This window comes from Dendrosporobacter quercicolus (assembly GCF_900104455.1).
Classification (GTDB): Bacteria; Bacillota; Negativicutes; order DSM-1736; family Dendrosporobacteraceae; genus Dendrosporobacter; species Dendrosporobacter quercicolus.
The window spans coordinates 183441-201169 of the sequence record NZ_FNHB01000002.1 but is presented as its reverse complement, the minus strand read 5'-3'; the positions used below and the strand labels follow the sequence as shown (position 1 = coordinate 201169).

Annotated in this window: 18 protein-coding genes; 2 read left to right on the top strand and 16 right to left on the bottom strand. The window is 47.2% G+C overall.

Features of this window, described 5'->3' with window-relative positions; all coding sequences use genetic code 11:
* Positions 1 to 88 precede the first annotated feature (88 nt).
* A complete protein-coding gene (locus BLR06_RS07005; protein ID WP_340148017.1) occupies positions 89 to 1303 on the bottom strand; it encodes an MFS transporter in 1215 nt (404 codons plus the stop codon).
* A 267-nt stretch (positions 1304 to 1570) separates the two neighbouring features.
* Here BLR06_RS07005 and BLR06_RS07000 point away from each other — a divergent pair, with 267 nt between their 5' ends.
* Positions 1571 to 2446: a LysR family transcriptional regulator gene (locus BLR06_RS07000; protein WP_092070455.1), complete on the top strand. Its 876-nt coding sequence runs from the start codon at positions 1571 to 1573 to the stop codon at positions 2444 to 2446.
* Positions 2447 to 2561: 115 nt separating this feature from the next.
* Here BLR06_RS07000 and BLR06_RS06995 read toward each other — a convergent pair whose 3' ends face one another.
* From BLR06_RS06995 to BLR06_RS06955, 9 genes are all read right to left on the bottom strand, one after another.
* A complete protein-coding gene (locus BLR06_RS06995; protein ID WP_092070452.1) occupies positions 2562 to 2780 on the bottom strand; it encodes a hypothetical protein in 219 nt (72 codons plus the stop codon).
* A 173-nt stretch (positions 2781 to 2953) separates the two neighbouring features.
* A complete protein-coding gene (locus BLR06_RS06990; RefSeq protein WP_092070449.1) occupies positions 2954 to 3604 on the bottom strand; it encodes an amino acid ABC transporter permease in 651 nt (216 codons plus the stop codon).
* A complete protein-coding gene (locus BLR06_RS06985) occupies positions 3601 to 4272 on the bottom strand; it encodes an amino acid ABC transporter permease (RefSeq protein WP_092070446.1) in 672 nt (223 codons plus the stop codon). Before BLR06_RS06985 ends, BLR06_RS06990 begins: the two co-directional genes overlap by 4 nt.
* The gene (locus BLR06_RS06980; RefSeq protein WP_092070443.1) at positions 4272 to 5084 is read right to left on the bottom strand and encodes a transporter substrate-binding domain-containing protein; all 813 of its coding nucleotides are present in this window, start codon (positions 5082 to 5084) and stop codon (positions 4272 to 4274) included. Before BLR06_RS06980 ends, BLR06_RS06985 begins: the two co-directional genes overlap by 1 nt.
* Before the next feature lie 25 nt (positions 5085 to 5109).
* Complete coding sequence (locus tag BLR06_RS06975) at positions 5110 to 5838, bottom strand: amino acid ABC transporter ATP-binding protein (RefSeq protein ID WP_092070439.1); 729 nt, start codon at positions 5836 to 5838, stop codon at positions 5110 to 5112.
* A gap of 257 nt (positions 5839 to 6095) precedes the next feature.
* Complete coding sequence (locus tag BLR06_RS06970; RefSeq protein WP_173812800.1) at positions 6096 to 7034, bottom strand: LysR family transcriptional regulator; 939 nt, start codon at positions 7032 to 7034, stop codon at positions 6096 to 6098.
* Positions 7035 to 7088: 54 nt separating this feature from the next.
* Positions 7089 to 8483 (bottom strand): FAD-binding oxidoreductase, encoded by a 1395-nt coding sequence (locus tag BLR06_RS06965; protein WP_092070433.1) that lies wholly within the window; start codon positions 8481 to 8483, stop codon positions 7089 to 7091.
* Positions 8484 to 8518: 35 nt separating this feature from the next.
* Positions 8519 to 9697, bottom strand: a complete 1179-nt coding sequence (locus BLR06_RS06960) for an electron transfer flavoprotein subunit alpha/FixB family protein (protein WP_092070431.1) — start codon at positions 9695 to 9697, stop codon at positions 8519 to 8521.
* 12 nt (positions 9698 to 9709) lie between these two features.
* Positions 9710 to 10498, bottom strand: coding sequence for an electron transfer flavoprotein subunit beta/FixA family protein (locus BLR06_RS06955; protein WP_092070428.1), 789 nt, complete (start codon positions 10496 to 10498; stop codon positions 9710 to 9712).
* 500 nt (positions 10499 to 10998) lie between these two features.
* Here BLR06_RS06955 and BLR06_RS06950 point away from each other — a divergent pair, with 500 nt between their 5' ends.
* Positions 10999 to 11679, top strand: a complete 681-nt coding sequence (locus BLR06_RS06950; RefSeq protein ID WP_092070425.1) for a heparan-alpha-glucosaminide N-acetyltransferase — start codon at positions 10999 to 11001, stop codon at positions 11677 to 11679.
* Positions 11680 to 12264: 585 nt separating this feature from the next.
* On the opposite strand, the gene BLR06_RS06945 is transcribed toward BLR06_RS06950, so the two are convergent.
* The 6 genes from BLR06_RS06945 to cysK all read right to left on the bottom strand — a co-directional run bounded on the left by BLR06_RS06945 (position 12265) and on the right by cysK (position 17545).
* The gene (locus BLR06_RS06945; RefSeq protein WP_092070422.1) at positions 12265 to 13377 is read right to left on the bottom strand and encodes a sensor histidine kinase; all 1113 of its coding nucleotides are present in this window, start codon (positions 13375 to 13377) and stop codon (positions 12265 to 12267) included.
* Positions 13370 to 14068 carry a response regulator transcription factor gene (locus BLR06_RS06940; RefSeq protein ID WP_092070419.1) on the bottom strand — a complete coding sequence of 233 codons (699 nt, stop codon included), beginning with the start codon at positions 14066 to 14068 and terminating at the stop codon, positions 13370 to 13372. The genes BLR06_RS06945 and BLR06_RS06940 overlap by 8 nt, the downstream gene beginning before the upstream one ends.
* A gap of 408 nt (positions 14069 to 14476) precedes the next feature.
* Positions 14477 to 15103 carry a DUF3793 family protein gene (locus BLR06_RS06935; RefSeq protein WP_092070417.1) on the bottom strand — a complete coding sequence of 209 codons (627 nt, stop codon included), beginning with the start codon at positions 15101 to 15103 and terminating at the stop codon, positions 14477 to 14479.
* 245 nt (positions 15104 to 15348) lie between these two features.
* Positions 15349 to 16116 (bottom strand): transposase, encoded by a 768-nt coding sequence (locus BLR06_RS06930; protein ID WP_092070414.1) that lies wholly within the window; start codon positions 16114 to 16116, stop codon positions 15349 to 15351.
* Positions 16117 to 16232: 116 nt separating this feature from the next.
* Complete coding sequence (locus tag BLR06_RS06925) at positions 16233 to 16433, bottom strand: hypothetical protein (RefSeq protein ID WP_092070411.1); 201 nt, start codon at positions 16431 to 16433, stop codon at positions 16233 to 16235.
* A gap of 176 nt (positions 16434 to 16609) precedes the next feature.
* Complete coding sequence (gene cysK / locus BLR06_RS06920; RefSeq protein WP_092070409.1) at positions 16610 to 17545, bottom strand: cysteine synthase A; 936 nt, start codon at positions 17543 to 17545, stop codon at positions 16610 to 16612.
* Positions 17546 to 17729: the final 184 nt, after the last annotated feature.

Sequence of the window (17729 nt, the reverse complement as noted above, 5' to 3'; positions counted from 1 at the left end):
AAAAAAAGGCCAATATACCAGGAATACCATCCTGTTATATTGGCCTCACTGCCTGAACATCTATTTTTTTATCAACTAACCCGCTGAATCAGTGCTGCTGTTTGGCGTAACCAACACTCTGCTCGCTGGCCCACAGCCATAACGCCAGCAAAAAGGTACCCGCCAAAACAGCGCCAACGAGAATGACCACACCTGTCCAGCCATTCCACAATAGGAATTCTCCGCCGATCGTCCCGATTACACTCGAGCCGATATAATAAAACAGCAAATACAGGGAAGCGGCCTGCGCCTTACCGGTCACAGCACATTTACCAACCCAGCTGCTGGCCACTGAATGACTGCCAAAAAAACCGAAAGTTAAAATTGCCAGCCCCAGAATCTTGAGATATAAATTCACTGCAAGAGTAAGCAACACACCGGCCAGCATGATGCCCACCGCTAAACAAAGGACAGTGGCGCTGCCTTTCTCATCCGCCATTTTCCCCATAAAGGTTGAACTAAAGGTCCCGACTAAATAGATGAGGAAAAGACAGCCGACAATTGTCTGACTCAGATTATAAGGAGGAGCCATCAGCGAATAACCGATATAGTTATAGACTGCGATAAACGATCCCATCACCGCAAAGCCGGTTCCATACAGCGCCAGCATTTTGCCGTGGCTAAGCTCTTCCTGCAGCGAAGCCAGACGGGCGGTGAAGGTCATTTTATTTGTGGTAAAATGTTTGGAGTTGGGTAAATTAAAATAAAACCAGAGACTCAGCGCGATGCAGCCAATGCCCAGTAAACCGAGCGCCACATGCCAGGAAAAAAAGTCGGTCAAAGCACTGACCAGCAGCCGGCCGCCTAAGCCGCCAAGGGAATTGCCGCTTACATAAATGCCAATCACCAGCCCCACTGTCGCCGGGTCAAATTCTTCATTAATATATGCCATGGCAATTGCCGGGAACCCCGCGAGAACCAGTCCCTGCAAAAACCGCAGCAACAGCAGCGGCAGGAAACCGGTGCTGCAGGCAGCTAACACCGTTAATCCGGCTGAACCGAGCAGCGCGATTGTCATGATGCGTTTTCGTCCCACCGCATCAGACAGCCCGGACATGAACAGCATGGAAACCGCCAAACCTCCGGTAGCCAGGGATACGGTCAGGCTGGATAAGGAAGGCGGAACATTAAACTCCTCAGAAAAAACGGGAATCAAAGGCTGCACCGAATAAAGCAAGGCAAAAGTAACAAAGCTTCCCAAAAACAGGGCAATAATCGTTTTCCAATATTGTCGGCTATTGATCTTGATATAGTCGTTCATCATCAGCCTCAAATCATTTAGTAAGAGTTTGATTTCTTCTTATATTACCGCCAATTCCACAAGATTGCCAATGCATTCTAAACATATCCTCATACCTGATTTGCATTAATCAGTCCCGCTCCGGCTCCGCACAAGGAAAAATCCCTTGATTTACCGAATATAGTTTTAGCTTGTACTATTAACAATATTGAAACTCCCCCGAATTCTTGCTTTTTCTGATGACAACACCCTCTCTTCAGCGCCAAACTATACATTAAAGGTGGTTCTACAATGGAATGGCATCAATTAGAATATTTCAAAGCGGTTGCAGCCACCCAAAATTTTACCCAGGCGGCTAAAATCCTCTCGGTCTCTCAGCCGGCCCTCAGCCGCTCAATCGCTAAATTAGAAGCGGAAATTGGCTTTCCGCTCTTTGAACGTAGCGGCAAAGCCATCACTTTGAACACCTATGGACAGATTTTTTTGCAATACGTCGAAATTTCCATACAAAAAATCGAAGAGGGGAAACAAGTGATCCAGGATATGCTCCAGCTGTCTGACGGTGAAATCTCCCTGGCCTTCCTGCTGTCTTTGGGAGCTGATATTGTTCCCAATCTGCTCAGCAGCTTTCGCACCAAAAATCCTCATATCCAATTTAAGCTTTTTCAAAATTATACAAGCGTTTTGCTGGACCAGCTCGAAACCGGGAAAATCGACTTATGCCTGTGCTCTCCCGCCTTTGTTAAAGACAGCATTGAATGGTATCCCCTGTTTGACGAGGAGCTGTTTGTCGCCGTACCGGTCAATCATCCCTTGGCCAAGCGCCGCTCCATTAAACTGGCCGAAATGGCCGGTGATCCGATCATTACCTTTAGAAAGGACTACGGGCTGCGGGTATTGACAGACCGCTACTGCCATGAGGCCGGAATCCAGCCGGTGATTGCCTTTGAAGGGGCCGAAATTCTCTCGGTAGCCGGCTTGGTAGAAGCCAACATGGGGTTTGCGCTCATTCCGCACAGTCCGGCCCTTGATCAGGCCCGCATTAAATTTCTGCGTATTTCCTATCCCAAATGTTATCGCAGCATCGCCGTCATCTGGCATAAGCAGCGCCCGCTGTCGACCGCCGCTGCCAAATTTAAAAATTTTATTATTGAATCTTTCCGCTGAGATCAGTAAGCCGGAACGGCAATCCCGGCCGCCAAACACGACAGGGGGAGGCATTTCTCCTCACGGAGCGCCTCCCCTGCCGCAGCACACAGGTACAGTTGTCATTTACAATGCTTCAGATTGGAAAACACGGTCTGGGATAGCAAAGCCGGCGGGGATTACAACTGAAAAAACGCGGCCGGCAGCTAAACTGGCGGGGAAAACAACCGAAAAACCCCCCGCCTATGCCGATAATGATCGGCCGTTCCTCCGGGCCGCCTGGCCGCGCATCCCCGGCATCTTCCCATACGTCTATCTCGGGCTCAGCCCATTTAGGTTTTTTATACTCAGCCATATAGATCTTCCTCTCAAGCAAATAGTTTCCCATATTCTATATTATGATTACCTGTTATGTATTGCCACCATAAGGCCGTTACCAATGGAAAACACCATTTACAGCAATAAAACTCCCCGCTTCACCAAAAAGGGCGCCGCCTCAATTTTGAGGCGGCGCCCTTTACACTTCAACTAATAACTGCGGTACAACAGCTTGCGCTGCTGCTGGCGGGCATAGCTGGACATCGCATAATTTAAAACAAAATAAATGAACGCGATTGTCGCAAATATAGTGAAAACCTGCGCTGAGGAGCCATATTTGCCCATAATGATCATTCCTTTTCCGGTAAGATCTTCAATCCCAACCGCCCACACAAAAGAAGTGTCCTTAACTACCGTGGTGCATTGGGAAACCAGTGGCGGAATCACATTGCGAAAAGCCTGGGGCAATATGATAAACCGGAGCGTCTGCCAGTAACCAAAGCCCTGGGACTTAGCAGCCTCCCATTGCCCCCGGTGAATGGAATTTAAACCGCCGCGGACAACTTCGGCAATAATCGCCGCTGTAAATACCGTCATCGCCGCAACACCGGCTTGCACCGGCGGCAGCGGCGTCATAAAGCGGGCCGCCAAAATAAACAGCAATAACGGCGTATTACGCACTGCCTCAATATAGACAACTGAAATTTTACCAAAAATAATATGATTGGAAAACCGGGCCACGCCCAGTACTGTACCAAAGATCAGGCTTAAAATAATTGAAGCAACCGCTATATACAGCGTTGTCAGCAAGCCTTCCCCCAAAAAGACAAGCAGTTCGGTCTGAAACAGCTCCTGAATCACAGCGACACCTCCAGCTTGCGCTCAAGACGCCGGGCGTAGGTGGCCAGTGGAAAGCAGATGGCGATATACAGCAGGCCGGTAACCACATAAGCCGGACCATAATATAAGTTGGTGCTGGCCCAGGAGTCGGCATGGTACATTAAATCGCCGCCGGCCACCATGGCCATAACGGAAGTATTTTTAATTAAGCTGACCGCCTGATTGGTCAACGGCGGATAAGACATCCGCTTGGCCTGAGGCAGTACAATATACCGCATGGCTTCCCAGTAGGAAAATCCCTGGGAGTAAGCAGCCTCATGCTGCCCGCGCGGTATCGCCTGAATACCGGCGCGCACAACCTCGGCAATATATGCGCCATGATAAACGCCAACCCCCAGCATGCCGACCGAAAATACCGGCAGCATAATGCCCAGATGCGGTAATCCGTGATATAAAAAGAATACCTGAATGACGAGCGGCGTATTCTGGATAGCTTCAACATAAATCCGGTTGAGCAAGCGAAAAGGCTTCCATTTCGCCGTTCCCAGCACGCCGAACAAAATGCCCAGCAATAAGGCCAAAGCCAGCGCCAGTACTGAGATCGCAATGGTCATCACAAATCCTTCGGCAAAAACGGACCAGTCCCGGAATACCGCCAGCCATTTAAAACCGGCAAAAGGACCTGGCACTATTTAAGACCCCACTTTTGAATCAATTTATCCAGCTCGCCGGAAGACTTCATTTCTCCTACCGTATCATTGGCCAGCTTAGCCAGGCCGGCGTTGGCTTTTTTGGAGGCAATTCCATATAATTGCGGGCTGTAGCGCTCAGCAAGAATAACGGTCGAATCATCCAAATAACCAAACAGAATAGCGGCGTCAACTGAAAAACAATCGACCCGGCCGGAATCAAGCGCTGTTTTAATTTCAGGATAAGTACCAAACTCCAGGAACTGTACTTTCAAGCCTTCTTTTTCCACTTCGTCGATCAAAGCTTTTTTGCTGGTGGCGCTTTGCGCTACCCCAATTTTCTTGCCATTAAGATCCTTCAACGTTTGAATGCCGGAATTTTTCTTCACCATTAACGCAACGCCGTCACTAAAGTAAGGATCGGAAAAATTATAACTTTGCTTACGTTCTTCCGTAATGGTAAAAGTTGCAATGACCAGATCAAGTTCACCATTGTCCAGCAGCGGGCCACGGGTTTTCGCTGTTACCGCCTGTACATCAATTTTATTTTCATCACCTAAGATCTTTTTGGCTAAAGTTCTTGCCAGATCAATTTCCAGCCCGTCTATTTTGCCGGTCTGAGGATCCTTAAAGCCAAATTTCGGTACATCAACTTTTACACCGACTTTCAGGACGCCCCGGTCCTTGATGGCTTTAATTTCGGGAGCTTCTCCGCCTGCCGCCGGCTGGGCAGGAGTGCTGCCACCGCAACCGGCCGCCAATAGTCCGGCGGCCACAATCAAACTAACCATGAATAACATAAGTTTTTTCATTAACATAGCCTCCCTTATTTTTAAATTAAACATGAGCAATCCGACTTAAGAATAATTTCGTACGCTCATGCTGCGGGCTGGTGAAAAAATGCTCCGGTGTCCCTTGTTCGAGAATGATGCCCTCATCCATAAAAATGACCCGGTCGGCGACTTTGCGGGCAAACCCCATTTCATGGGTAACTACCACCATGGTGATGCCCTCACCGGCCAAGCCAATCATAACATCAAGCACCTCCTGAATCATTTCCGGGTCAAGAGCCGAAGTCGGCTCGTCAAACAACATAATTTTAGGCTTCATATTCAGGGCTCTGGCAATAGCAACCCGCTGCTGCTGGCCGCCGGACAACTGCGACGGATATGCCTCAGCTTTTTCTCTTAAGCCAACCCGCTCCAAATAAGCCAGCCCCGATTCGGTAGCTTCGCTTACCGAAACGCCCCTTAGCCTGGTAGGCGCCAGGGTCAGATTTTCAATCACCGTCATATGCGGATAGAGATTGAACTGCTGAAATACCATGCCAATCGATTGGCGGACTTTGGCGACAACCGCATCGGAACCCATTAAATTTACACTGTCAACCTCCACCCGCCCTTCCGTGGGTTTCTCCAGTAAATTTACACAGCGAATAAGGGTGCTCTTGCCCGATCCGCTGGGGCCGATGACCACGACTTTTTCGCCGGATTTAACCGTTAAGTCCACTCCTTTCAGCACATGCAGCTGACCGAAATATTTGTGAATATTCTCTAAGACGATCACAACATCAATCCTTTTTTATCATTATTAGGCCTTTTGCGAACCAAAAAACAAAAAAAAGCCCTACCAACAAATGATTTTATCATTTTTGGAACGGCTTCATTGCCTTATCGTATATTATTTTTTTAGTATCTTACATCCTTGATGTATATTGTAACACGACATATTCTAAATGTCTACCTACAATAAGATCGTTTAATCCGCCAAGAATCCGGCTTGGGCCGGTAGTATTATTGCAGTGTGTTGCAGTGTTAAGAAACTCATTTTCGGGCCAGCCCGGCATTAAACGGGTTATAGAGTCTATTCCCTTTTGTGCAGGCAATAAAAAAGTTCTTAAAGTTCAATATAGCCGGTAGTAGGTTAGGCTTCTTAAGAAAAGCAACGGTAAGCGTTCTAAGCTGGGTTGGTTTAAAACGAATAACCGCAATGTTTTTCAGGAAAATCCTCATAAGTACCCGTGAAGAAAGCATAGCGATGCCCATTCCTTCAGCCACCATCCTTACAACAACATCAGGGTACTGGGTTTCATAGGAAAACTGCGGTATAAAGCCGGAAAGACGGCAGACTTCAACAGTATCCTGATGAACGTCATAAGATTTGGCAAAAGAAATAAATTTCTCTTGTGAAACCTCCCCTAAATTTATGATCTGTCTGGAAGCCAAAGGATGAGCGGAATTTACAATAATAACCAATTCGTCATCAACCAGAGGATAAGCTTCGACCGAAGGCTCATCCTCTGGTTTAAACGCACCAAAAGCAGGCAAAAATGCCACATCAATTTTATCATTGCACAGTAACGAGTATAACTCCAAACATCCGGCTTCGCAAAAATGCAGTGAAATATCCGGGTATTTTTTCTGAAATGAGGCAATAAGGGTACTCATACCGTACGCTTCAAAGAAGGGGCAGTTTCCAACAAAAATCTTTCCGCTTTCCCCAGCAATATATTTTTGCATGATCGCGTTAATTTCAGAGATTTGCGCCACTATTTTTTCAGCGCTTTCAATAAATTCGACGCCCGCCGAAGTCAGGTGCACTGACCGCGTAGTTCTCTCGACTAAGACGACTCCTAATTCATTCTCAAGTTTCTTAATTTGCTGTGATAGAGAGGAGGGTGTTACGCACACTTCATTTGCAGCGCGAGAGAAGTTTAAATGTTTCGCCAGCGTTAGCATATATTTCAGTTGTGCTATCTCCATGTTCCCTATGCTCCTTTTCAGCATCAAAACCTACATACGGCTTTCCCTTCTCAATTAGCACACTTTGCCGGGATTGAGAATATTTTTGGGGTCAAATGCCGCCTTGATACTTTTTAGCACCGACATATAGTCTTCGCCCATCGCTTTTTCCAGGAAAGGCTTCTTTTCAGAGCCAATGCCATGCTCGCCTGAGGTTAATCCGTCCAGTTCAGCCGCCTTGGCATACATCCTGTCAAAAGCTTTTGTTAATTTCGCTTTCCATTCCGCTGCAGGCAGGTCATCGCGCAGTACATAAACGTGCAGATTGCCGTCACCGGCATGACCGAAGCTTTGAATGCGAATATCAATTTCTTTTTGCAGTACATTCGTAAATTTAATAAACTCGGCAACCTTGTTTCTGGGAACAACAACGTCACATTCGTCCAGTTCGCTTGTCGAGGCTTTAATGGCTTCCAGAAAAGCGCCGCGCGTCTTCCAGATGGTTTCCTGACGCTCCTGCGTATTGGAAATGAACACATCAAAAGCTCCGGCCTCCAGGCAAATATGCGCCACTTTCTCGTAGGCGTCTTCTACTTCTTCTTTCTTATTGCCGTCAAAAGTCAGCAACAAATAAGCATCGGAAGACTTGTCAGGAAATTTTTTGCCCAAAAACTCCTCGGCGGCTACAATCGCCGAACGTTCCATGAACTCAATCGCCGTTGGAATTGATTTGGATTTGATAATCTTAGGCACAGTTTCAATTGCCGTCGCCAAATCAGGAAACGGCACCAGTAAACTGTAAGAAACCTTAGGCAGGGGCAGCAGCTTTAAAATAGCTTTTGTAATGAAGCCCAGTGTTCCTTCAGCGCCAATAATCAAGTCCTTGATGCTATAGCCTGAACTGTTTTTTACATTCTTTCCGCCAACTTCAATGACCCGTCCGTCCGGCAGAACGACTTCCAGGCCTCTGACGTAATCTCTGGTTACGCCATACTTTACAGCCTTCATACCTCCGGCATTGGTGGAAATATTGCCGCCGATTGAAGCCGACTTTTCACCTGGATCCGGCGGATAGAACAGGTCATTGCTTTGGACAAACTTGATAATATCCATCAACAAAACGCCTGGTTCAACAGTCAAAGTCAGGTTTTCGTCGTCAAGCTCCAGGATTTTGTTCATGCGCACCGTCGAAATCATAATTCCGCCCTGAAAGGCCACGGACGCTCCCGCCAGGCCAGTTCCCTGACCGCGCGGAGTTACGATAATCTCCTGCTCATAGGCATACTTCATAATCCGGGAAATTTCCTCAGTGCTTTCCGCTTCCACAACGACATCCGGATATTTACCGGCATGCACGATTTCATCACGGCTGTACGTTTCGTGAATCTGATCACCCACAAAGACCTTATCCTTACCTGCAACGGATACTAAAAATTCTATATCTTTACTATCGATTTTCTTGTAAGCCATAGTTTTGTCACCCCTTACGATAAATTTACGGCCAATTAAGCGCCAAGTTGTTCGGCCAGCTTAGGCAATACTTCATAAACGTCGCCGATAATTCCATAATGGGCGACATTAAAGATCTGCGCCTGCTCATCAGTATTAATCGCAATGATGGTATCTGATTTATCCATACCTGCCACGAATTGAATATAACCGGCAACTCCCGCGCAAATGATCAGACGGGGTTTAACCGTTCTGCCGCTTAGCCCGATTTGCAGTCTGGGGTCAGCAATGCCCGCTTCAACCAGTGGTCTGGTTACAGCCAGCATTCCGCCCAATTTTTCGGCAATGCTGCGGCATAATGCAAGACCTTCCTGGGACTTGACCGCTCCGCCGGCCACTACAATAATTTCGGCATCTTCAATGGTTTGAACAGTTTCTTTCTTTTTGACGTCCTTAACCTTAATCCGGGATTGCAGTTTATCCGCAGGCAAATGGCAGACCGTCACTTTACCGCTTTGCTCCTGATTCCGGGCCGGTGCATCAAAAATTTTATAACGCACGGTGGCAAACTGCGGACGGCTATTAGGCGTATAAATATGGGCCATAATATTACCGCCGAAAGCCGGACGAATTTGGGCTAAATCAGTGCTTTCATCCATATCGAGAATTGTACAGTCGGCCGTAAGTCCGGTACGGAATCTGGCGGCGACCCGCGGAGCTAAAGAACGGCCGACATTTGTACCGCCAAACAAAATAGTGGACGGCTTATTGTTATGAATAAAATCTTCCATCACCGCCGTATACGGCTCAATACGGAAATGCTTTAATTCGGGATCATCATAAACAAATACCTCATCCACGCCATAGTGCAAAATTTCAGCAGCCTTAGTCAGGATATCCGAGCCGGCAAAAATGACGTAAACGGGGTGGCTGATTTTCGCAGCCATTTCTCTGGCTTTGCCGATGAGTTCAAACGTAACCGGATGAATATCGCCATCTACATGGTCAACATATACACAGACGCCTCTCCACAGGCTCTTATCAATTGCCTCAACTTTTTCCTCTTCACAGGTAAAGACGCCTGCCGGCCCTTTTTTCACACAAAGCTTGCACATCTTACAGGCGGCATTTATTTGCAGATACTCGTTGTCCCATTCAATCGCATTAAACGGGCAGAGTCTCACTAATTCTTCCGGTTTGGTAACCAATTTTTGATTAATAACAATTCTGGCCATGCTTGTCCCTCCTTACGCAAACTTAAGTTCTTTTAGTTTTTTTACCAGTTTCGCCGTCAGCTCTTCACCGCTGCCTGTCCAGGTTTCACGGTCGGCATTTGCCTCTGGCGAGAATATTCTTAAAACGCGCGTTGGCGAACCGTTTAAGCCGTATTTTTTCTCATCCTTGTCTTCGAAATCATTTAGGCTATAAAATGGAATCTTTTTATTTTTCGTGGCCAGCTTAAGCTTGAACGAAGGCAGTCTCGGAACATTAATGCCTTTTTCAACCGTAATTAAACAGGGATACAGCATTTCAACAACTTCAACACTATGGCCCATGTCCATTTCAAGAACAATCGATTTATCGGTAACTTCAATTATTTCGGTTACGTTGGCGACATGCGGTATGCTCAAAAATTCAGCCAGCTCCGGGCCTACTTGCGCCGTATCGCCATCTGTTGTTTGCTTGCCGCAAATAATAAGGTCAGGAATATTTACTTTTTTGATGCCCTGTGCAATGGTGTAGGAAGTTGCCAGAACATCGGCGCCGGCAAATTTACGGTCAGTAAACAGGGCTGCTTCGTCTGCGCCCATCATGAATGCTTCCTGCAAAATCTCGGACGCCTGCGGCGGGCCCATGGTCGTTACCGTAACCCGCGCACCGGTTTGTTCTTTGATTTTAACGGCTGTTTCCACGCCATATAAATCATACGGGTTCATCTTAGAGTCAATGCCCTCCCGCTTTAGAACCCCCGTTTCTTTGTCAACCTCCACCTCTGAAGTTCCGGGAACCTGCTTAATGCAAACCAAAATCTCCACACAAAAAACCCCCTCTTGGTAAAATAAAAACATTTGGAAAACTATCTTTGTCGTCTAAATCCAGTACTCTGCAGCCTTAAAATTAAGCATGGCTTGGCGAGGTTTTTCGCTCAGCGAGACGCGGTCATAAGAAGGCGGGGACAACGCCGTCAGGCAAAAACACGGGCGCAAGATACAAAAGTTTAGAGGTTACAGAGCACTAGGACGACATTCTAAATATTGAACAACCAGCTTATCCCCGGAACCATTGTAACAAAATCTTTGTAATATGGCAATAATTTGGCATATAGTTCTTTTTTTCACACCTTTTCTAGCAAATGCTCCTTATTGCTCCTTTTTTCACAAATCGATACTCCAGTATGGATCGAATTTGTCCCAGGCCCAAAAGGCGGCCCGAACCAGCCGTTCTTTCTCTAGCCGGTTCTTTGCCAAATCAGGCCTTGTGATTGCCTTTCGACCTGTGTTACTATACATTATAATAATGAAAAAGGAAGCAAAATATGCGACAACAACGAATCTGGGAAATTGACTTGGTCCGGGGAGCGGCCATACTGCTTATGATAATGTTTCATATTATTTTTGACCTGACTGCCTATTATTCATATCAGTTCAACTACCTGAGCGGCTTCTGGTTTTATATCGGCAAGACTGCCGCCCTGATATTCATTCTAATCTGCGGCATCAGCAGCACGCTCGGCTCGGCCCCGTTCCGCCACGGCCTGCTCCTGCTGGGATGGGGCCTGGCGATTACCCTAATGACCTACCTTTACCAGCCAGCGCTGTATATCCGCTTTGGAATCCTGCATTTATTAGGCGTCAGTTTGCTATCCAGCCCGCTGATCCGCAGATTGCCGCCAGCCTTGACCGCCGCCTGCGGCTTCATCGTCCTCCTCGCCGGCAATCTAATGACAAGAATGACTGTAACCACTGACTATTTATTAGTAGTTGGGCTCACCAGCCCTTCTTTCGCCTCGCTGGACTATTACCCGCTGTTCCCCTGGTATGGCGTTTTCTTGCTGGGAACGGCGGCAGGCAGGCTTCTGTATCACGCGCGGCGGGCGCTGGTGCCGGTCCGGTATCAGTTCGCCAATCCCCTCAATTGGCTGGGACGGCATTCCCTGTCCGTTTACCTGATCCACCAGCCGGTCATATTGGCCGGTTTATTTATTCTTACGCCTTGACTTAGGTAAAAAGCGCCTAGGCCATGCCCGCTGGTCAGGCTGCCGCCCAGTTGAAAACAACCCCTAGCTGGCAGTACCTGGTCTTTGCGTTCATGCCATTCATGCTCATACCGCACCTCACGCAGTATCATGCAATGAATATTGCCGGCCACCAGCATGCGGCAGTGATAATAACAATTCAGATCCTGTATTGAAAAGCGATTCACCGCCACAGCCAAACCTGGCTGTGGCAACCAAACGAACCATAACGAAACTTTTTTAATTTATTTAAGTATTTTAAGTAGTCACTGCCCATTGTAACAAACTATTTACAATAGTTCAATGATTTGTTCAAATTTTTAATATAGTTCTTTTTTTCACAGCTTTACTTCTATTTACTCATCATTCCTCCATTTATGTAAGCTCCAGAAATTTCCTGCTAACACAAATATCCCCTCCACCTATCCAATCTTTTACATATTTGGAATTACCCTTGCCTTTTCGGACATGTAGGTTTACAAGGCCATCGAAAGTTAAACAAAAAAGGCCCTTAGCGAACGATACCGTTCCGCTGCGAGCCTCAACAGATAAACCTCTTAATTTTCGTTAGGCGACCGGCAAATATACCGCAAAACTGCTGCCCAGCCCCCGTGTGCTCTCTACCGTCACTTTCCCGCCATGCACATCCGCCAGCTGCTTGACAATTGCCAGTCCGATCCCGGACCCGCCGCTTCTACGGTCGCGGGCCTTGTCCGCCCGGTAAAAATGATTGAAAATAAACGGTAAATCCTCGGCGGAGATGCCGGTTCCGTTATCAGCTACCGTTACCTTTAACCACTGCTGGCCAGCCTCTGTCGTTAATGCTGTTGTAATGCTGATTTGTCCTTGCCGCGGAGTATGCCGTAAGGCATTGGTCAACAAATTATACAGAATCTGATTGATCCGTCCGGCGTCAACCAGCACAGCCGGTACCGGCTGCAGATGATTCGCAAAGACAATCGCCTTCTCTTCAGCCTGCGGCTCCAGCATATGCACCACTTTATCAATCAATTGGTTGATATCGGTCAACTGCCGCTCTAATAACAATTGCCCGGCCTCAGCCAGCGATAAATCCCGCAAATCTTTAATCAGCCGGTTTAAATGGACCGTTTCATCATATAGCGAACTAAGCTGAGTCTGATTAATATCCACAACCCCTTCCAGCATTCCTTCAAGGTTGCCCTGGATTACCGACAGCGGCGTTCTCAGCTCATGGGCCACATCGGCCAGCAGCCGCTGGCGCAAACGGTTGTTTTGATTGAGCGCATCATTCATTCGATTAATTGCCATTGCCAGATGGCCGACTTCATCCTGAGACTCTACAGCGATATGCTGTTCAAAATTACCTTTTTCAATCTGTTCCACCGCAGTTGCCAGCTTGCGCAAAGGTATGGTAATGCTGCGGGCCAGCGCAAAGCTGGCGCCGAAAGCGGCCACAATCAGGGCCAGGCCGACCCAGATCAGCGAACGGTGCACTGAAGCCAGAAACACCTGCTCCGGCAGCCCCATTATAATCCCTTCAGCGCCGGTCAGTCCGCCTGGGCCATAAGCTTCATTGGCGGTTAGATACTCGTGAAACAGACCCGTCATTTGCGCTTCAGCCAGATAGACCAAAATAACCACAGTCAGCCCCACCAGTAAAAACATCAAACCGTTGATACGGTATGTAATACTATTCATTGCCGTCACCACTGCCCATCAATTTATAGCCCACGCCATAGACCGTTTGGATAAGCCGCGGCTCTTTCGGATTATCCTCCAGCTTGCGCCGCAGATTTTTAACATGAGCGTCAATCGTCCGTTCATAACCATCAAAAGCATAATCCTGAATCTTCTCGACAATTTGCAGCCGGCTTAGCACACGTCCGCAGTTGACCGCAAACAATTCCAGAATCTTGAATTCAGTTGGCGTAAGATCGATCAGCCCCTCGTCTTTGCGCACCTCGTGACGGTCTATATCAATCAGTACATTGCCTGCTCTAACCAGCTGACTGGGCGGCTGCTTATAAGTACGCCGCAGAATTACCTTAGCCCTGGCAACAACCTCCCGCGGGCTGAATGGTTTTGTTACATAATCATCAGCGCCAATTTCCAGACCAATCAGGCGGTCGGTTTCTTCATCGCGGGCTGTAAGCATAATAATGGGGACATCATTATTTTTTCTAATCCGCCGGCACACTTCCCAGCCGTCTATTCCCGGCAGCATCAGGTCAAGGACAAGCAGATCGGGCTGGCGCTCATGCACCAATTGCACACCGGTCAGGCCATCATGAGCGACCAGTGTGGCGAAATTATTTTTTTCGAAATAGGTTTGCAGCAATACCGCCAGTTTTTCATCATCTTCAACAATTAACACCAAGTACTGATTCATCGGCCTCACCTTCACATTATATGTTATTTAGCTAGTATCGTGCGTCACTCAAACAATTTGACTTAGCCTGCAGTCTTTCTCCGCCCTGCTTCGTGGCCGTAACGGCATAAGGGCAACAACGGTTTCCGCCTGCGCTGCGCTCGGTACAAACCGCGTTTTCTTTATCGTCACTTTACATATGGCCGATATGCGCGCCTTCTCCGCCTCGCAGGGCCAAAAATCCTCGCATTCTAATCGCAAGATTTAAGCGATGCTAGCGCTTTGTTCTCATTATACACCAAGGACTGCTGTTCTTATTTATCTCCAGAAAATTAAATGGAGCGCCTCAAAATGCAAATCGCATGTAAAAGCGCTCCTTCGGCGATAAGCCGCCTGACTATTACTCGTTATATAAAGAATTAGTGCAAATCAGGAAACCAGGGTTGCCATTCCGTCCTGCCGGCAAGCCAAAACCAGATAAGGTTCGTAGCCGCTATCCAGCCAGCCTGCCACAACCGCCCGGTCGTCATTAAATTTTTTCATTACCTCCAGTGAACACTCGGGATTACCATAAATATGCCAGCAGCCCCGGCAACACAGCGGCTGATCAGATAAACCCATAAACCCCAGTACATCCTTTAGCGGTATCCCCAGCAATAGCCCGAATTCGTGAGGACAAGTTTCGGTAAACTTTCGCTTAAGATGCCTCAGACAAGCATTGAGACCACCTTCAACCGGGTAATTATGCCTGAACAGAAACTCCTTATGTTCCGGCGCATTGATACATTGTTCCAGTATTGCACGCCGGTAAAATAAAATCGCCAGCCGGCTCGGGGTCTCTTTTAAAACAAAATAACAGACCGGGCTTCCCGCCAACAGCCTCGGGCCAAACTGACGCCACAGCGTCAGCAAAGGGCGATTGCTGGTATCCGCAATGGACAGGATTGTTGAGGGCTTGCTGCCAATGATCGTGGCGGCCAGCTCTAATACCAGCCATTTAGATAAAAGCTCCGCATTGCCGCCGGAAATTTGTCTCCCAACCGTTTCTTTAACCATCTTGAACCCTCACTTATCAGAAATGCAAGATAATGATTATCACTTTCATTATAACAGTTGTTAAAATAATCTGTCAATCATTAGCACACCGTGTCAAACATTCCACGTATCCGTGTCAAGGGGACGGGGTTGTTGACACACCTCCTCCCAATACTGTATTGAAAGAGTCAGAACGGCAAGTGTGCCTATAATCATTCTATTCTTCCTGCCGTGTTAGGTACACGAAAGCAAAAAAACGGCCCACTCTATGCTCTTAACACAACCCCTCTATTAATACCCGTAATCCTTTCAATTTGTCTAATTGATAAACAATAGGTTTCTTTCAGCTCTCTCAGATATGTATTTCTTATTACTTTTTCAAGGTGCTGCAACTCCGCAGGATTCTTTATATTACAAGCTTCTCTAATGATTCTCCGGGCCTCCTCATCCATCATCCGAGGCTTTTCCTTATTGTCTGAGTCTAAGCATACTACAGCCTTCACTTCTTGGTTATGTTGTATAAACCTCTTAATTGCCGCCGCTCTGTCGGCATTGAATATTCCGAGAATAAAATCCGTATCCGCTACTTTAGCTGTAGTCGTATATTCGGTAAAACTGCTCCATTGATATTGTCCGACGCGCTTTGCCAGGCCTGCGTCAACTGGATTCTGATGGATATATCTTTGTACGCTTAGCAAATAAATATCATCTTCGACCGGTTCACTTTTGAATCTGTCCTGAAACAAATTGCCCACTCTCTGGTATTTTGTATTGTACCAAAATACATAGCTGCCGCATATCCGTCGCATTACCTGTTCCAGCGGTTCTTGTCCAATTTTCAATAGTAGATGCACATGATTTCCCATTAAGCAATAGGCATACACTTCATATCTGCTTTTCTCTTTATATTTCTGGATGGTCTGCATAAACTTCATACAATCTTCTTCATCTTCAAAGATATTCTGCCTGTTTATTCCGCGCATTACGATATGATAAATCCCGCTTTCGCTTTTCTGCCTGGCTTTTCTCGGCATGGAAATCCCTCCTTCAAGCCTATTTTACATTTATTGTAAAATAGTGTCAACAACTCCGTCCCCTTGACACAAGACGTCCCCTTGACACAAGAGCGCGGTGGGTATCGCGCTCTTGTTCAGGGGTACATAGGTTGCCCGGCATTGATATGTTTGCTGATTGTGCTAAACTGGTTCTGATTTTTTTTAACCAGATCAAGCAGGTATTGTTTACTCTCCGTATCCCTGACTGTATGATGCAGGTACTCCAGCGTTTGAATATGCGTCCGCTGAAAACGCAGATAACTTTCAAGATCGAGCAGCTCCTTGGTTGAAATCACCGGCACACCTCCTTTTGCAAACAAGCTACATTAGTAAAATAACCGGCTCCCGGTCGAAAGATACAAATTTCTTCTTTTCCGGCCGGCTGCTCGACGGTTTCAGGCAAACGAAAAGGCCTGCTGTCTAAGCAGGCCGAATAAAAAAAGACGATGGCGCGACGGCCATCGTCTTTCGATTAATCCTGTTGGAATAAAACTGTCGATAAATACCGCTCACCGGTATCAGGCAGCAGCACGACAATGGTCTTGCCCTTGTTTTCGGGTTTCAGGGCCAGCTGACTTGCTGCAAAAGCAGCGGCGCCGCTGGAAATGCCAACAAGCAAGCCTTCTGTCTTGGCAAGCTCACGGGCTGTGGCGAAAGCTTCATCGTTTTGCACCGGGAAAATCTCGTCAACAACATCTTTATTGAAAACCCCGGGCACGAAACCTGCGCCAATTCCCTGAATTTTATGCGGACCAGGCTTTCCACCGGATAATACCGGGGAATCAGCCGGCTCAACCGCAACAATTTTGACTGCGGGATTTTTGGCTTTCAGTACTTCGCCTACACCGGTGATGGTGCCGCCGGTACCTACACCTGACACGAAAATATCTACCTTACCGTCGGTATCACGCCAAATTTCTTCGGCTGTAGTCTTCCGGTGGTAGTCGGGGTTGGCCGGATTTTCAAACTGCTGCAGGATGATCGAGTTTGGCGTTTCGGCAGCCAATTCCTCGGCTTTCTGAATTGCGCCTTTCATGCCGGCCGGTCCGGGAGTCAGCACAAGTTCGGCGCCCAGGGCTTTTAGCAAATTACGGCGTTCAATACTCATTGTTTCCGGCATTGTCAGGATTAATTTATAACCCTTTGCAGCCGCCACAAACGCCAGGGCCACGCCGGTATTGCCGCTGGTAGGCTCAATAATCACACTGTCTTTATTAATACGTCCTTTGTCCTCAGCGTCCTTGATCATGGAATAGCCGATACGGTCTTTTACGCTGCTGAGCGGATTGAAATACTCAAGTTTGGCAATCACTTTCGCCGGCAGGCCCTTGCTCTCATTAAAATTTCCCAGTTCCAGCAGTGGTGTGTTGCCAATTAAATCAGTTAAATTTTTTGCTACTTTTGCCATTGTTTTATTCCTCCCGAAATATTTATTTTATCTAAAATAGTTTTTACCCGAAGCTGCCGTCAAAACAACTTTATGTATATCCCTGAACGATAACTGACCAACAATAATTCCCATATAAAAAGGCTAAGGACGTTCCAGCGGAACATTTCCTTAGCCTTCAGTCGTCTGATCAGCTAAAACAATA

Excerpts from the sequence above, each read along its gene's own strand:
- BLR06_RS07005 (WP_340148017.1), bottom strand. The coding sequence starts at position 1,303 with ATGATGAACGACTATATCAAGATCAATAGCCGACAATATTGGAAAACG.
- BLR06_RS07000 (WP_092070455.1), top strand. The coding sequence starts at position 1,571 with ATGGAATGGCATCAATTAGAATATTTCAAAGCGGTTGCAGCCACCCAA.
- BLR06_RS06995 (WP_092070452.1), bottom strand. The coding sequence starts at position 2,780 with ATGGCTGAGTATAAAAAACCTAAATGGGCTGAGCCCGAGATAGACGTA.
- BLR06_RS06980 (WP_092070443.1), bottom strand. The coding sequence starts at position 5,084 with ATGAAAAAACTTATGTTATTCATGGTTAGTTTGATTGTGGCCGCCGGA.
- BLR06_RS06970 (WP_173812800.1), bottom strand. The coding sequence starts at position 7,034 with ATGGAGATAGCACAACTGAAATATATGCTAACGCTGGCGAAACATTTA.
- BLR06_RS06965 (WP_092070433.1), bottom strand. The coding sequence starts at position 8,483 with ATGGCTTACAAGAAAATCGATAGTAAAGATATAGAATTTTTAGTATCC.
- BLR06_RS06960 (WP_092070431.1), bottom strand. The coding sequence starts at position 9,697 with ATGGCCAGAATTGTTATTAATCAAAAATTGGTTACCAAACCGGAAGAA.
- BLR06_RS06950 (WP_092070425.1), top strand. The coding sequence starts at position 10,999 with ATGCGACAACAACGAATCTGGGAAATTGACTTGGTCCGGGGAGCGGCC.
- BLR06_RS06945 (WP_092070422.1), bottom strand. The coding sequence starts at position 13,377 with ATGAATAGTATTACATACCGTATCAACGGTTTGATGTTTTTACTGGTG.
- BLR06_RS06940 (WP_092070419.1), bottom strand. The coding sequence starts at position 14,068 with ATGAATCAGTACTTGGTGTTAATTGTTGAAGATGATGAAAAACTGGCG.
- BLR06_RS06935 (WP_092070417.1), bottom strand. The coding sequence starts at position 15,103 with ATGGTTAAAGAAACGGTTGGGAGACAAATTTCCGGCGGCAATGCGGAG.
- BLR06_RS06930 (WP_092070414.1), bottom strand. The coding sequence starts at position 16,116 with ATGCCGAGAAAAGCCAGGCAGAAAAGCGAAAGCGGGATTTATCATATC.
- cysK (WP_092070409.1), bottom strand. The coding sequence starts at position 17,545 with ATGGCAAAAGTAGCAAAAAATTTAACTGATTTAATTGGCAACACACCA.